Source organism: Candidatus Aenigmatarchaeota archaeon, from assembly GCA_016932615.1.
Taxonomy (GTDB): Archaea; Aenigmatarchaeota; Aenigmatarchaeia; order QMZS01; family QMZS01; genus JAFGCN01.
In genome coordinates this window covers 1-13,815 of sequence record JAFGCN010000026.1, presented here as the reverse complement: position 1 = coordinate 13,815, position 13,815 = coordinate 1, and the positions used below count along the sequence as shown (strand labels likewise).

The following is a 13,815-nucleotide window of genomic DNA, read 5'->3' as shown; positions in this document are numbered from 1 at the left end:
TGTTTGTGGTGTTATTGACGGTAGTGTTTGTGGTGTTATTGACGGTAGTGTTTGTGGTGTTATTGACGGTAGTGTTTGTGGTGTTATCTTCTTCGGAGAGGGTAAGCACATACTCGCCAAGAGTCATCAGTTTGGCGCCTTGTGACTGCTTTTCCTTCGCCCATTCGATAACCTCCAGCATCGACTGGTAGTGTTCCGGGCTCACGTTTTCCCCGTCCTCGCTGAACTTCCAGTGGTGGAACATTATGATGCAGACATTAAGCCCATTGAGACTATCCTCACAGTCTTCTATGACTTCTTCTGAGCCCTTCATGACGCCTCCATTGTCCCAGTCCTCAAAATCCGCAGTAGCTGGAACGTGGAAAAGCCCTTCAGGATACTCCTCCCAGGCATGCGGCTCCTCTACTCCAGCTGAAAAGCCAGTAAAGCCATGGCTTGCACAGGCATTAAGGGTGTTTTCGTTAAACTCATGGTAGGGAGGGATAAATGTCTTTGGATTAACTCCAAGCTGGGACTGCATCAATGACACCCCCCATTCAATCCTGCTTTCTGCCTGTTCAAGGGTAATATCCTTGAACTCATTTTCTTCATGGTTGTATCCATGGAGCGCAAGCTCGACTGTCGGCTCTGATTTTATGGAGTTAAGGTAATCTCTGAAGTTTGCGTCATTAGCCAAGCTGTATCCGCTGGAGGTGTTTGGTATGACGCCGATCGTCTGGGGAATGCCGTTCTGAATCAAGGTATTGGTAAGGTTCTTTAGCGTTACATTTACCATCCATATCGGCTGGGCATCATCATCCCTGAAAATAATTACCTGGCCTTCATAAGCATATGCCGGGGCAAACAGGGAAAATGAAACCATAAGCACTAGAAGGATCCCAAAAAAACGAGGGGTTGCAATTTTCTTATCCATACTCTAAGAAGCAGGGAAAGATATATAAGGTATGCCATTTTGTAAGCAAAGAAGGATATGCTTGCATTACAACTTTTCAGTTCACATCTGCAGATAGGTCAAACCAGTTTTTTTACCACAAAGTCAAAGAGTAGTATAAACAAAACAGCAAATGAAGCGGCAACAGCTATCGGGTACTCGCCGATTCCCGCCAGCATCCCTATTCCGGCAGTTGTCCAGAGAGACGCTGCAGTAGTTATGCCTACAATCTTGTTTGACCTCTCGCCAATGATAGTCCCTGCGCCAATGAAACCAATGCCAGTTACGATGCTTGCGGCAATTCTCGCAGGGTCTGTTCCCAGGCTTATTGATGAGAGGGTAAACAGGCAGGAGCCCATCGCAACCAGCATGTGTGTTCTCATCCCTGCAGGCTTGTGGTTTCTCTCACGCTCGATGCCAATTATTCCGCCAAGGCAAATAGCAAGAAGAATTCTCGCAAATGAGATGTAAAATTCAAGCATAATATACTGGGCTATTTATATAATAAGTCAACACTATTCCCGCTTTTCCCTGCCTTCATTAAGAGTCTTCCGATTTTCGCTGGCAGAAGCGCCTGCAAGCTTCTGGTCAAACCTTTCAAGCGCCTTCACTTCGGCTTCCGCCCCACTTAAAAGCTTTTTTTCTTCCTGCAGCATACCTTCGTATGGAGAAAATTCCGACGGACGCTTCCCCTTTCGAATCAGTTTTACAAACAGCAATGCGCTAAGAAGAAAGAGAGCGCCCATAATGATGAACGCATAATGCAAAGTTAGGTAAGGAAATTCTACCGAAAAGCCCATGCCCGGTGGTAATGCTGTCAAGGAAGCCATACTGAATGCAGAGAAACAAAATACTGCCCTACTCAAATTGGATAAGCTACTAACACTAAAATAGCCAGAAGCGCAACTCTGGGGCATTAATGCCATAACATATATAATTTAGATTAAGCTTTACCTGAAAAATATCCCAAAATACTCGTCCTGCCCATAGGCCACAAAAACCTGTGCCTGAAGGGCAGAAGCCCCGTAAATAACTAGTTAAAATAGCTAGCATAATATCTAAATGGAGACCGTGAAAATCGCGATTAACGGCTTTGGAAGAATCGGCAGATGTTTCCTAAGGACGACTTTTAACGACCCTGAATTTCAGAAGAACTTTGAAGTAGTTGCAATAAACGACCTGACGGACGCAAAAACGCTTGCGCACCTCTTGAAGTATGACTCCGTACACGGCGTCCTGCAAAATAAAATCCTGGCTGAGGGGGACTGCATTGTAGTTGATGACCAGAGGATAAAAATACTGGCAGAAAAAGACCCGCTTAACCTCCCCTGGAAAGACCTAGGTGTAGATATTGTGCTCGAATCAACTGGGCTCTTCGTCACCAAGGAAGGCGCGGAAAAGCACCTTACTGCTGGTGCAAGAAAAGTCATCATCTCGGCTCCCCCAAAGGGTGACGGCGAAATAAAGCAAATTGTCCTCGGGGTAAACGAGGAAACCTATGAAGACAGCGACAGCATAATTTCAATGGCAAGCTGCACAACCAACTGCCTTGCCCCTATGGCAAACATACTTAATGATGCCTTTGAGATAGAAAACGGGTTTATGACCACCATTCACGCATACACTAACGACCAGAAGATACTTGACCTGCCCCATAAGGACTTACGGCGGGCAAGAGCTGCCGCCATGTCCATTATTCCGACAACGAGCGGTGCTGCAAAGTCAATTGGCGAGATAATACCTGCACTCAAGGGAAAGCTTGACGGAATAGCTGCAAGGGTTCCTGTCCCAGACGGAAGCCTGACCGACCTTGTGGTAAACGTCAAAAAGGAAGTTACGGCTGAAATGATAAACAACCTGTTCAAGGCAGAGACAGAGGCACTTTTTGGAATCCTGGAATATGCCGATGACCCAATAGTTAGCTCAGACATCATCGGAAATCCGCACTCCTGCATATTTGACCCAGACCTCACGAGAGTGAATGGAAGGACAATAAAGGTCGGCGGATGGTACGACAATGAGTGGGGCTATTCCAACCGGCTGAAAGACTTAATGAAGCTAATCGCATGAGGAAGGGGACAGAAAAAGTGCAGAGAAAAAATCCGCAGGTAAATAAAAGGACAGAGACAATTGCAAGAGCAATTATTTTGATTTTGCCTTTAATTATTCTTTCACACATTCATTTTGAATTCAGGCCTCTTCAGGAACTGCTTTTCCAGCAGGTGACGCTTTTGCTGAAAATTGCCGGAGTGCAGTTCGAGACATTTGGCTACACCATAAGCACCGCCAATTTTTCATCTGTCCTGGCTTTTGACTGCACAGGATGGCGGCAGCTATATCTCTTTTTTGCCCTTGTCATGCTCCCACCCGGAATAGAGGCAGCAAAAAGGGCAAAGGCGCTCTGGCTACTTATACCACTCTACATCTACAATACGTTCAGGGCATTTACTTCCATCTGGATTGGAACGGTAAACTATGAATTATTTGGATTTGTGCATTACTTCCTGTGGGAGTTCGTTTTCCTGGCCCTCATTTTTGTGTCCTGGTACTGGTGGTACCGAAACTCTGTGAAGCCGCCTAGAGGCAACAAACTCTCGAATCGGGCGCTGAAGAACAGGCAAAAGGAATAGGCCTTCTTCAAAGAGAACCGAGAAAAACTGCCTGACGAAGAGGTCCTGCTCGTCCTGCCCAATCCGACCAATCATCTGAACCACTGAATCGACAGTAGCGCCCACATAGTTAAAAATCATGGGATATAATTCAAGCAAACTCTGAAAGCTCTCTTTTGATTAGGTCCGGATTTTTATTGGATATTGTGCCTCCGAAGCCATCTGTATATTTGTTGCTGAAAATGGCAAATTGAATGTTGTGGGATCAAGAAACAACTCCTGCCCAGTCTCTATTTCCAAGAGGGCTGGCCTCTCTGAAAAGAACCCGGAAAGCAGATCTGAAGCAAGTCCCATCGACAAGCTCGCTTTATGATACTCTGGATTCCCTTGAGGAAAGTATATTTCTTGAGATAACATAAGACCCTTCCCTGCATCACTGACCTTCATTTGATAGGTTACATCCTGGTCCACCCGTCTGCCAATTGAGCTTGGCACTCTCCCTATATAAGGAATTGCCCAAGACCTGCTAATAGGGTCTCCTTGGTCACCCAGATAAAGAATGCCCCCACCAACCATTTCTCTCACCCCAAAGGGCAGAAAATGCCGTAGGGTTCCCTCCAATTCAAAACCTACACCCATAATGTAGTTACAACTGTGAAATATATATACTTTACATTAGTTATTTTTCTGCAAAGAAATTGTTATGAAGCCAATTTTTCCAGGAGTTTTAAGGGAAAACCAGAAACTATTCACAAAAGGCAAAAGCAAGGAGTACTGGGACCCCTACTCATCAAAGCCAGCAGCTGCCATTATGAAGGGGCTAAACAATTTCCCCGTCAAAGAGGGGCAGACAATACTCTACCTGGGAGCCGCCCACGGGACAACCATTTCCCATTTCTCGAACATTGTCGGCGAAAAGGGCAGAATCTACGGCGTTGAGGTTTCGGAAAAGGTGATTCCTGACCTTCTGAAAAAAGCCAGGGCTAAGCAAAACATAATCCCCCTTGTCGAAGATGCCCGCTTTCCCGAAAATTACGGCTGGATTGGCCCTGTTGACCTTGTTTACGAAGACATTGCCCAGAAAGACCAGGTTGCAATCCTGAAACGAAACGCCCAAATGTTCCTGAAAGAGGGTGGAATCGTAGTTCTTGCCCTTAAGGCAAAGGCAATCGATTCAGTCCGGAGCGTAAAGGAAATCTGCCAGGAAGCGGTCCGGGAGATGGAGGACACTTTCGAGATAATTGAAACTGTGGAGCTTGACCCTTACGAAAGAGACCATCTGTTTATTGTTGCAAAATTGAAATAACTCTGGCTTGATTTCTGCTCAAAAGAATCGCCTGGAACTAAAAAAATCTCGTTATAACCAGATTGAACAAAAGGTACAGCAAAAAGCCCAAAGCCCCTATCAGGGCAACACCTGCTGCAACAACCTTGGATAAGGAAAGATAATCGCTTTTTGATGGCTTGGTGGCAATTGTCATTATCCTTTTGCACTGGCCTAAAAACGAAACCAGCTTTCCTTTTGCGCCTTCTAGCATAATATAAACCCAACATACAATTTAAAAAGGATTTTTGGCTGCCGTTTTCCTTTTTGCTGCTTTATTTTTTGGCTTTTTAAGCGTGTTTTTTGCCTTTTTGCCAATTTTTCCCACTCCTTCGAAAACACCTCCTATCGCACTAACTACGCTGTACTCATGCTCCGGGACAAGCTCGGGCCCTCCGCTCGAAACCATTGCCTCGGCCAGGTTTCTTGTCTGGTGCTTCATGTTTGACAAAACGTTCAGGGCATCGATATAGTGGATTCCTGCTCCCTCAGGGCAGATTCCCTTCTTCACCCGGTCAAAGTGAGAGAGCTTTGCAGACCGTATCATTTTCTTGATTTTTATAACCCGTCCAGGCAAGTTTGAAACAAAAGCCGGGCTTCCATTGCCGGACTTAAGCTCCTTCAAGGAATCCTTGTAGAGCAAGACATTTGCGCTCAGTATCGCATCCAGCTTTTTGGTGGCTTCAGCGGACATTTGCACGCCATCACTGTCCATTCTCCGGTAAACCTCAGCCATTCTCCTCGAAAAATAGCCCATCCGGTCAAGGCAGTGGGCAACGGACATATGGTTTATGACTGTCTGCGCTTCCTCCTCGGAAAGCTCCATCTCAGAGATCCTCAAAAGGAACTTGTCAATGCTGTTCTTGTAGTTGGTAAGGAGCTTTTCGTTCTTTCGCGCAATCTTGTAGCTTTCCCTTGCCTTCTTCGGGTCGTGTATTGCTGACCTTACGGCAGAGATGCTCTCATCAACATACGAGGACATCTCAACAAGCTCATTTTGTGACATTATGAGCCCTACTGAAGAAGTGTTTGCGAGGGAGAAATCTATGAACTTTGGCTCGACCTCAAAAGGCGCCCGCTTTGCACCTCCTTTTGGCTCCGGAATCAGGCGCTCAGAGAGAAATACCAGAACCGAAATCAGCGGAATGAAGAGCAGGACATTTGCAACATTGAATAGCGTATGGGCCATTGCTATATGCTGCCCTACAAACGGACGCGTCCCTTCTTCAGAGCCGTAAGCCGCTGCTTCCTCCGGGCTTGAAATGGTAAAGTCGGGGCTTCCTGGAACTGCATAATCGACAAAGGAAACAAAGAAGTAAAAGACAAGAAGAATCCAGATTACACCCAGTATATTGAAAAGCGCGTGAGCAAGCGCAGTCCTTTTGGCATTGAAGCCCGCGCCGATGCTTGCAAGCATGGCAGTTATGGTAGTGCCCACATTGTCTCCAAGCACCAGCGCAACAGCGCCTACAAACCCAATCAGCCCCTGGGAGGCAAGAGCAATTGTAATTCCTATTGTGGCCGAGCTGGACTGGACAACAAGTGTAGTAATCGTGCCCACAAAAATACCCAGAAGAATCGAAGAATATGATGAGCCGTCAATCATCAAAAAAAGCCCCGTGAAAAACTCAGACTCCTTAAGCGGAGCGACGCCAAGCTTCATTAATTCCATTCCAAGAAAGAGCGCGCCCAAACCAAATATAATCTCCCCCATATACTGCCACTTTTTGCCTCTGCCGAAAAATCTGAAAAGCGCTCCCACTCCGATTATTGGAAGCCCATATTCGACAATCTTAAACGTGACAAGCCATGCCGTCACAGTCGTACCGATATTTGCGCCGAGAACCACCCCAATTGCCTGGCGAAGCGTCATCATGCCTGCCTCGACTAAGCTCACCACCATTACTGTAGTGAGACTGCTTGACTGGACAATCGCAGTTATTCCGACGCCCACTCCGACACCCATGAGCCGGTTCGAGGTAAGGTGCTCTAAAATCCGCCTGAGGCGCTTTCCCGCAACTCTCTGCAGGGACTCAGACATTATCTTCATGCCCATCAAAAAAAGCCCCAGCCCTCCAAAAACCTGGAAGAAGACCGAAACCCAGTCTAGCATACTCGCTTCCCGGCAACTATCGCCCGGGTAGAACCCTCAGTTTTATCCGCCCGCATAATTAATGGCTGTATATATATGCGAAGGAAGCGCGACGTTAAAGAAAAAATATACTCTGCAACAGTTAATAATGAGTGCGCATATAATTGCTGTGATACCTGCCTACAATGAGGAAAAGACAATTACTGAGGCCATAAGGAGAACTAAAAAACATGTGGATCGGGTCGTGGTGGTAGATGACGGCTCCATGGACAACACTGCCCTCATGGCAAAAAAAGAGGGGGCCATTGTAGTCCAGAACCCGGTTAATATGGGCGTCGGGACGTCCAAGCGGCTAGGCATCCAAAAAGCCCTTGGGCTTGGCGCAGACCTGATTGTGACGCTCGACGCAGACCTCCAGCACCAGCCGGAGGATATTCCAAGGTTTATCGAAAAACTGGGCGAGGGCTACAGCTTTGTCCTTGGGAGAAGGGACATCTCAAAGTACCCTTTCGTGAAAAAATTCGGAAATTTCGGGCTAAACATCCTAACCAATATTCTCGCAGGAACCGGCTTTCGGCTGATGGACACGGAAAGCGGCTTCAAGGCGTTCACAAGAGACGCTGCACTGAAAATGGACCTTACTGCCGAAAGGTATGCGATTGAGGCAGAAATCGCCTACGAAGTGGGGAAAAACAAGATCCCCTGCGCCACAATCGAAATCGATTCGCCCCGGTACCGCAAAGGCGTAACCGTTATGCACGGATTCCGGAATTTCTGGTTTCTTTTGGGAAAAAAGGTAAGAGATGCTTAGAAGTGTTACTAAATAGTAGTACTTAAGTATAAATAGTCCTGCAGATATAATTATGTCAGTAATAGGAATTGATGTCGGAGCAACAAGCATCAAGGGGGGAAAGGTTTCTGAGGCAGGAGTCTCAAAATTCGAGAAAGTCCCGACAAACGCGCAGGGCAGCCAGGAAGAGGTTATGGGCCAGATTTACCGGCTTATAGAGTCCCTGAAAGATGAAGATTTGGAGGCAATCGGAATAGGATACCCCTCAATTGTCGACACAAAGACCGGGAAAGTTTACGAAACCACAAACATTCCTGCGCTTTACGAAGTGCCCCTCGGGGAAATTATCGGGGACAAATTCAAAGTGCCTGTTCTCGTCAATAATGACGCCAACTGCTGGGCTTTAGGCGAGCACTACTATGGAAAGGGCCAGGGATACGAAAACCTGGTTGCACTCACTATCGGCTCCGGCCTTGGCGGGGGCGTTATAGCCAACGGAAAACTTATCGCAGGGAATAACTGCGGTGCAGGTGAATTCGGGGAAATGCCTTACCTTGACGCGCGCCTCCAGGATTACTGTTCGGCAGAGTTTTTCAGAAAGCAGGGCTTGAATCCCGAGGAGGTGTTTTCTGCAGCAAAATCTGGCGACGAGAAGGCGATTAAGCTTGTCGAGGAGTTCGGGTACCACCTGGGAAAGGGCCTTGCAATGGTGGTAAACTCTGTTGACCCAGAACTGATTGTTCTTGGGGGCTCTATTGCAAATAATTATGCGGCGTTCGAAAAAGCCATGTGGGAATCCCTTGAAGAATCTGTGTATTCCAGAAGCTACGGGCGGCTTAAGATAGAAACCAGCACTAACCCCGACCTGCCAATACTTGGCGCAGCATCGCTCCTTTACGACTCAAAAAAGGCCTCATAAGTTAAGCTGAAATCGAAGAAGCCATAGCATTTATGATAGCCGATACTATACCACCAATAGTGCTTTTAAGCCATCCAAAAAGCCCTCTCTTATTTTCCTGCTTTGCAAAGTTTCCTGTCGAAACTTCCTGGCGGTAAGTGGTATTTGAAGAAAGGTTTGTTTCGTTTGAGCCGCCGCCTTCATTCTCAAAGGAGGTGTCCCCAAAATAATAGCTTTCGTTAAGAACGACCGAGCCGCCTTTTAGCACAAGAACATTATAGCTCCCCTTTGCGTCAAAAACCCGATACTTCTTTTCGGTTTCGCTTCTAAGGCCAGCGGGCCCAGAAATCACCATGGAGCAGCCATCGCAGTTGGTGAGGTTTATCCTGATCTTTGTGTCATTCCAGATATCAAGCACGGGCTGCAAATCCGCTTCCTCAAGTCTTGCTTCCCCGGCCAAGAGAAGGTTTTCTTCCTCGGGCGCAGAGTGCTCGGTAACCGTAATTTCCCCCTCAGCGTCGTAGTCTTTTTCCTCCACCTTCACCCGAGCCCTGAAAAGATACGTGCCCGGCACAGTTCCCTCTTCGACATGATTTACAAGCAAAATCTCTTTTGACTCGCCTGATTCAAGAAGCAGATCCTGCCGATTTTTTGTCCATGAGCCAGTTATGCAGTTTTTTCCGCTATAGGCGTAAGAGTAGACCTTTGCGGAAACCGAAGTGTCCCCGTTGTTTTCGATAAGAATTGTGGACTCAAACTCGCTTCCCACCATGACCTCACTAGCCATATCAATTATCTGGACGAGTATGGGTTTTGATACTGCCTGCGTGCCCTCGCCTTCTTCTTCAAGGCCGTCCTCCTCCAAGGTCCCCTCAGACTCGTCTGAAGTCTCCAAATCATCTTCCAGAAGGCCAGAGGAAGTCTTCTCACCGTCATCCTCAAGGGATTCTTCCTTCCCTTCAGGCGTGCTGTTGGAAGCGGAACTCTTCGCCGAACCAATCATACTGCTTTGCTCAACCGAAACAGACAAATTTTCGGCTTGCTTTTTAGTGCCGGTAACCGAAAAATTTCCGCACACATTCTTCGCATCAAATCCTGAAGTCGAGCCCGTTATATGGCCGCAAAGTGTGTGTATGCCCGGCTCCTCAGGCGTCCAACTTCCAGTATCTGCAGTCTTTGTGCATCCAATTTCAACGGTAAAGCTTTCCGACAAATGAATGCTTCCATCGGGCCCAAAAACAGAGTAAGCGACTGTAACCGTATCGGGCTCAGCGCAGCTTCCCTCCAGGGCTTTTTTGTTTTCCATTTCCAGAGCGAACAAGTTTTTATACTCAACTCCAGTGCTCAGGTTTCCGGCAAGGTTTATTCTGAGCTTTGCCAGTTTTTCTGGCTTCTTTAAGACAAGCGCTGTGCGATTAATTTCTGAAGAGCCGATAGATGCATAGAGGGAATATGTGCCCTGGCTTGAAGGTGTCCAAGCAAAGGAAAGATTTTTCAAGGAAACTGGCCCAATGTCAAAAATGCTTTCCGCCTCAAAGCCAGAAGAATCCTTAAAACTCAGTTTCCGGCTTCTCCCCTCCGACATGCCTTTGTTTGAAACAGTCACAACAATTGAGGAAGTTTCATTTGCAAAAACCTCTCCCGGCAAAAATATTTCCGAAGCTTCCACCAAGGCACCAGGAGGAAAATTTTCTTCCCCTTTTGTATTGCTGGACAGAATCCAGTTTTCCGGGCTGCTTGAAAGCTGGCTGTCGGGGCTTATTCTCTGCAAAGACTGCCCGTCTTTTCTTTCAAAATCCAATCCTCTCAGGTCCACCCTGTTAATTTCCTCACCCACATTGTTTCTCAATACAAGAAATATTGCAGAATCCGTAATCGTTATCGGCGTTTCAAAGCCGCCACCAGTACCATTGTCTCCGACAACAAGAAAGCCACCAGCAGGCAGAAAGGCTCCTTCAGGAAAATCCACGTCCCTTATGCTTGTCTGGGTTTCAATTATCCACCCCGACAGATTTACCTCCTCGTTTCCCGTGTTATGTATCTCAACCCACTCTGCATCCCTTCCCCATGGGCTAATTTCATTTATGACAACGCCTGCAAAGCAGGGCAGAATGAGCAGCTGAAAAAGAAAAATCTTCAGCAAAGGACAACCCATAATACATAGGTAAGGCTTTTGTATATTATAGGTATTTCAAAAATATTCGCAAAAGGTTACAAAAGACCATTCATTTCCTGCACAACTCGGTACTTATCCAGAATCCTTAAAACCTCTGCATTGCTCCATGCCTGGGCAGTTGTTCCTCCCGGCTCGTATGGAAAGCTTCCAGAAAAGACTTCTGGCAGGGATTTGAACTTGCTTTCCATGCAGAATTTTACCAGAGGGCCAAGAACAGAAGCAATCTCAAGCGCAATTTCAGAGCTGCTTTTCTGCTGATGCCTCCTTACAATTGCCAGGGAGTCGCAGTAAGTTCCCATGATCCAAGGCCAGGCGGTCCCCTGGTGGTAGGCCTTGTCTTTTTCATGCATTGGAAGGTGGGTGTTGTAAGTCCCTATATAGTGCGAATCCCTTGGCGAAAGAGTCCTTAAACCACCTGGAGTGAGCAGGTCCCTTTTTGCGCACTCAAAAACCAAGATTTTCCTGTCTATGGGCAGCAAGTCTCCTCCATGGCTTATTGCAAAAAGCATGTTAGGCCTTATCGCTCCCCCGTGGGGGTCACCCTCAATGCAATCCCTTAGCGCTTTTTCTTCCGGGTTCCAAAATTTTAGGTTAAATGATTGCCTTACTTTATCGGCAAGCCGGCCATATTCAACCGCCTTATCTGCTCCGCCAAACCGCCTCTCAAGACAAGCAGCAAACCTCAGGGCTGAATACCACAGGGCATTAACCTCAACCGCCTTTCCATTTCTTGGCGTGACTGGACTAGTGCCGTTAAAAGAAAAGTCAGCGTCCATCCAGGTTGCCTGTGCGGGGCTCATTATCAGGCAGTCCTCAGAATCCATTTTTATGGCCTGGCCTTCTCCATGCAAAAAGTAAGAAGTGCCGTTTTTGTAATATTCCAGTATCTCGGTGACTGTCCCCCTCATCTCAAGGACAAAGTTAAGATCCCCTGAATAATCATAGTAGGATTTTAGCGCCTGTATGAACCACAGGGATGCATCAACCGTATTATACTGGGAAAACCCTCCAGCAATCCTGTTCGGGATAAGCCCCTTGCTGATCAGACTTGAAAACTGGCGCATATTCTCTTTGGCATCACCCAACCTTTTTGGCACGAGATGAATCCCTGGAAGGGAAATGAATGTGTCCCTGCCCCATTCCTCCATGAACCAGTCCCTGCTTGCGGCCCAAATCTTCACCGTCCCGTCCTCCCTTCGGACAAACTGCCTTGTTGCAGAAAGAAAAGTTTCGAGAACCGGATAATTGCTCCAAAATGAATTATCATTTATGTCACAGGAAATCTGAAGGTCCTGATTTGCTATCATAGTACCCAAATCATAAGATAGTTATATATCACATTATATATCTCAGCAACCACCCAGCGGGCAGAAAAAGAAGCCCTATATTTTCCAAGCCAACTGACATTATGAGGATAGGAATTATTGGCTCGATGCAGTTCACTGAAAAAATGCTTGAAGCCAAAAAAGAGCTGGAAAAGCTGGGACACGAGCCATTCCTGACAGAACTCCACAATTCGATGATTGGAAAAAGCGGCGAAGAAATCGAGGAAATCAAAATTCACCAGAAGAACAACTTAGACGCCATAAGGGAATTCTGGAGGGTCATGCAGGGAGCCGATGCGGTGCTCGTGCTAAATTATGACAAGAACGGAATCAAAAACTATGTGGGCGGAAACACGCTCATGGAAATCGGCTTTGCGCATGTCCTGAACCAGAAAATTTTCCTCCTAAACCCAATTCCCGAAATGCCCTGCTGCAAGACAGAAATCGAGGCGGTAAAGCCAAGGGTAATCAACGGCGACTTTTCACTTATACATTGATTATGTACGACCCCAAAAAAGCCCATTATATTTCGGCAACCGCAATTGTCGTGCGGGACGGAAAATTCCTCATTGCCAAACGGTCGCCTTCGGAAAAAGCGTTCCCTGGAAAGTGGACGGTTCCCGGCGGAAAACTTGAAACCAGTGACTACCTGAATCGGTCAAGAGACACCTCTGAGCACTGGTACAACATTTTCGAAAAACTCGTGGAGAGAGAAGTTTTAGAAGAAGTCGGGCTTAAAATCAAAAACCTCAATTACCTTACAAGCATGGCCTATATCCGCCCAGACGGCATCCCAACAATCATTGTAAGCTTTTTTGCTGACTATTGCACGGGAGAAGTGCGGCTTTGCAGCGATCTTACTAAGCACGCCTGGGTCACGCTTGAAGAGGCAAAAGATTATGACCTCATTGAAGGCATCTATGAAGAACTTGAAATGCTCGATAAAATCCTGAAAGGCGAAGGCCCGGGGAAGTGGCAAAAGAAAGCCCTGCTTTAGCCAATGCGGCAAATAAACTTAAGCTCCTTACTCCAGAAAGTATTATGGAAGAGCGAACCAGAAAGATAATCTCCTTTTTGCAGGAGATAGAAAAGTGCAAGCTTGTCGAGAGGAAGGTCTACTGCTCTGACCTTAAAAGACGAGAAAGCGATGCCGAGCATTCCTGGCACCTTGCCATGTTCCTAGTCCTGTTTGAGAAGAACCTTCCAAAGGAGTTGGACCTCCTGAAAATGCTCAAAATGGCACTTGTACATGATTTGGCAGAGATTTACGCAGGAGACATTTTTGCATTCGACACGGAAGGCAGGAAAGGCAAAAAGGAAAGGGAAGAGCGCTCTGCAGAAAAGCTCTTTTCAGGCCTCCCGGAAGACCTGAAAGAAGAACTCTGGCAGCTTTTCGGAGAATTTGAAGAGGCAAAAACCAGTGAAGCAAAAGTTGTCCAGTCATTTGACAAGCTCCAGCCGATTCTCCAAAACCTCTGCTCAAACGGTTTGTCTTGGAAAGAAAACTCCATAAGTGTTGAGGACGTAAATGCTTACAAGAAGGTGTTCATGGAGCATGACCCTTTCATTTTGGATTTGTATAGGCGGCTTCTCTCTACTGCAAACGAAAAGAAACTTATGGCAGACAAACCTGCGCAAAGTAAAATATAATTTTAGTTCACATTGATTAG

The 13,815-nt window shown here is 46.7% G+C and carries 16 protein-coding genes; 8 read left to right on the top strand and 8 right to left on the bottom strand.

Annotation, left to right across the window (positions count from 1 at the left end; all coding sequences use genetic code 11):
* From JW727_06065 to JW727_06055, 3 genes are all read right to left on the bottom strand, one after another.
* Positions 1-913 (bottom strand): DUF2334 domain-containing protein (locus tag JW727_06065; protein MBN2095589.1); only part of this gene is annotated, 913 nt, incomplete at its 3' end.
* Between the two features lie 98 nt (positions 914-1,011).
* Positions 1,012-1,413: an MgtC/SapB family protein gene (locus tag JW727_06060; GenBank protein ID MBN2095588.1), complete on the bottom strand. Its 402-nt coding sequence runs from the start codon at positions 1,411-1,413 to the stop codon at positions 1,012-1,014.
* Between the two features lie 33 nt (positions 1,414-1,446).
* Positions 1,447-1,761: a hypothetical protein gene (locus JW727_06055; GenBank protein MBN2095587.1), complete on the bottom strand. Its 315-nt coding sequence runs from the start codon at positions 1,759-1,761 to the stop codon at positions 1,447-1,449.
* Between the two features lie 232 nt (positions 1,762-1,993).
* Between JW727_06055 and gap the strand changes: the two genes are divergently transcribed.
* Positions 1,994-3,001 carry a type I glyceraldehyde-3-phosphate dehydrogenase gene (gap, locus tag JW727_06050; GenBank protein ID MBN2095586.1) on the top strand — a complete coding sequence of 336 codons (1,008 nt, stop codon included), beginning with the start codon at positions 1,994-1,996 and terminating at the stop codon, positions 2,999-3,001.
* Positions 2,998-3,561: an exosortase/archaeosortase family protein gene (locus JW727_06045; GenBank protein MBN2095585.1), complete on the top strand. Its 564-nt coding sequence runs from the start codon at positions 2,998-3,000 to the stop codon at positions 3,559-3,561. Before gap ends, JW727_06045 begins: the two co-directional genes overlap by 4 nt.
* Before the next feature lie 159 nt (positions 3,562-3,720).
* On the opposite strand, the gene JW727_06040 is transcribed toward JW727_06045, so the two are convergent.
* On the bottom strand, positions 3,721-4,116 hold the full coding sequence (locus JW727_06040) for a hypothetical protein (protein MBN2095584.1): 396 nt from the start codon (positions 4,114-4,116) through the stop codon (positions 3,721-3,723).
* 127 nt (positions 4,117-4,243) lie between these two features.
* Here JW727_06040 and JW727_06035 point away from each other — a divergent pair, with 127 nt between their 5' ends.
* Positions 4,244-4,846 (top strand): fibrillarin-like rRNA/tRNA 2'-O-methyltransferase, encoded by a 603-nt coding sequence (locus tag JW727_06035; protein ID MBN2095583.1) that lies wholly within the window; start codon positions 4,244-4,246, stop codon positions 4,844-4,846.
* 37 nt (positions 4,847-4,883) lie between these two features.
* On the opposite strand, the gene JW727_06030 is transcribed toward JW727_06035, so the two are convergent.
* Together JW727_06030 and JW727_06025 are read right to left on the bottom strand one after the other, a co-directional pair.
* Positions 4,884-5,078, bottom strand: a complete 195-nt coding sequence (locus JW727_06030; protein MBN2095582.1) for a protein translocase SEC61 complex subunit gamma — start codon at positions 5,076-5,078, stop codon at positions 4,884-4,886.
* A gap of 21 nt (positions 5,079-5,099) precedes the next feature.
* Positions 5,100-6,977, bottom strand: coding sequence for a Na/Pi cotransporter family protein (locus JW727_06025; protein ID MBN2095581.1), 1,878 nt, complete (start codon positions 6,975-6,977; stop codon positions 5,100-5,102).
* A gap of 127 nt (positions 6,978-7,104) precedes the next feature.
* Between JW727_06025 and JW727_06020 the strand changes: the two genes are divergently transcribed.
* Both JW727_06020 and JW727_06015 read left to right on the top strand, forming a co-directional pair.
* On the top strand, positions 7,105-7,767 hold the full coding sequence (locus JW727_06020; GenBank protein MBN2095580.1) for a glycosyltransferase family 2 protein: 663 nt from the start codon (positions 7,105-7,107) through the stop codon (positions 7,765-7,767).
* Positions 7,768-7,819: 52 nt separating this feature from the next.
* Positions 7,820-8,665, top strand: coding sequence for an ROK family protein (locus JW727_06015; GenBank protein ID MBN2095579.1), 846 nt, complete (start codon positions 7,820-7,822; stop codon positions 8,663-8,665).
* Between the two features lies 1 nt (position 8,666).
* Here the strand turns inward: JW727_06015 and JW727_06010 are convergent, their stop codons facing one another.
* Both JW727_06010 and JW727_06005 read right to left on the bottom strand, forming a co-directional pair.
* Positions 8,667-10,799 (bottom strand): lamin tail domain-containing protein, encoded by a 2,133-nt coding sequence (locus JW727_06010; protein ID MBN2095578.1) that lies wholly within the window; start codon positions 10,797-10,799, stop codon positions 8,667-8,669.
* 56 nt (positions 10,800-10,855) lie between these two features.
* Positions 10,856-12,127 (bottom strand): hypothetical protein, encoded by a 1,272-nt coding sequence (locus JW727_06005; GenBank protein ID MBN2095577.1) that lies wholly within the window; start codon positions 12,125-12,127, stop codon positions 10,856-10,858.
* A 101-nt stretch (positions 12,128-12,228) separates the two neighbouring features.
* Between JW727_06005 and JW727_06000 the strand changes: the two genes are divergently transcribed.
* The 3 genes from JW727_06000 to JW727_05990 are packed head-to-tail and all read left to right on the top strand — an operon-like array spanning position 12,229 to position 13,795.
* Positions 12,229-12,642 (top strand): hypothetical protein, encoded by a 414-nt coding sequence (locus JW727_06000; protein MBN2095576.1) that lies wholly within the window; start codon positions 12,229-12,231, stop codon positions 12,640-12,642.
* Positions 12,643-12,644: 2 nt separating this feature from the next.
* A complete protein-coding gene (locus JW727_05995; protein MBN2095575.1) occupies positions 12,645-13,142 on the top strand; it encodes an NUDIX domain-containing protein in 498 nt (165 codons plus the stop codon).
* Positions 13,143-13,186: 44 nt separating this feature from the next.
* Positions 13,187-13,795, top strand: a complete 609-nt coding sequence (locus tag JW727_05990) for an HD domain-containing protein (GenBank protein ID MBN2095574.1) — start codon at positions 13,187-13,189, stop codon at positions 13,793-13,795.
* The last annotated feature ends 20 nt before the right edge of the window (positions 13,796-13,815 follow it).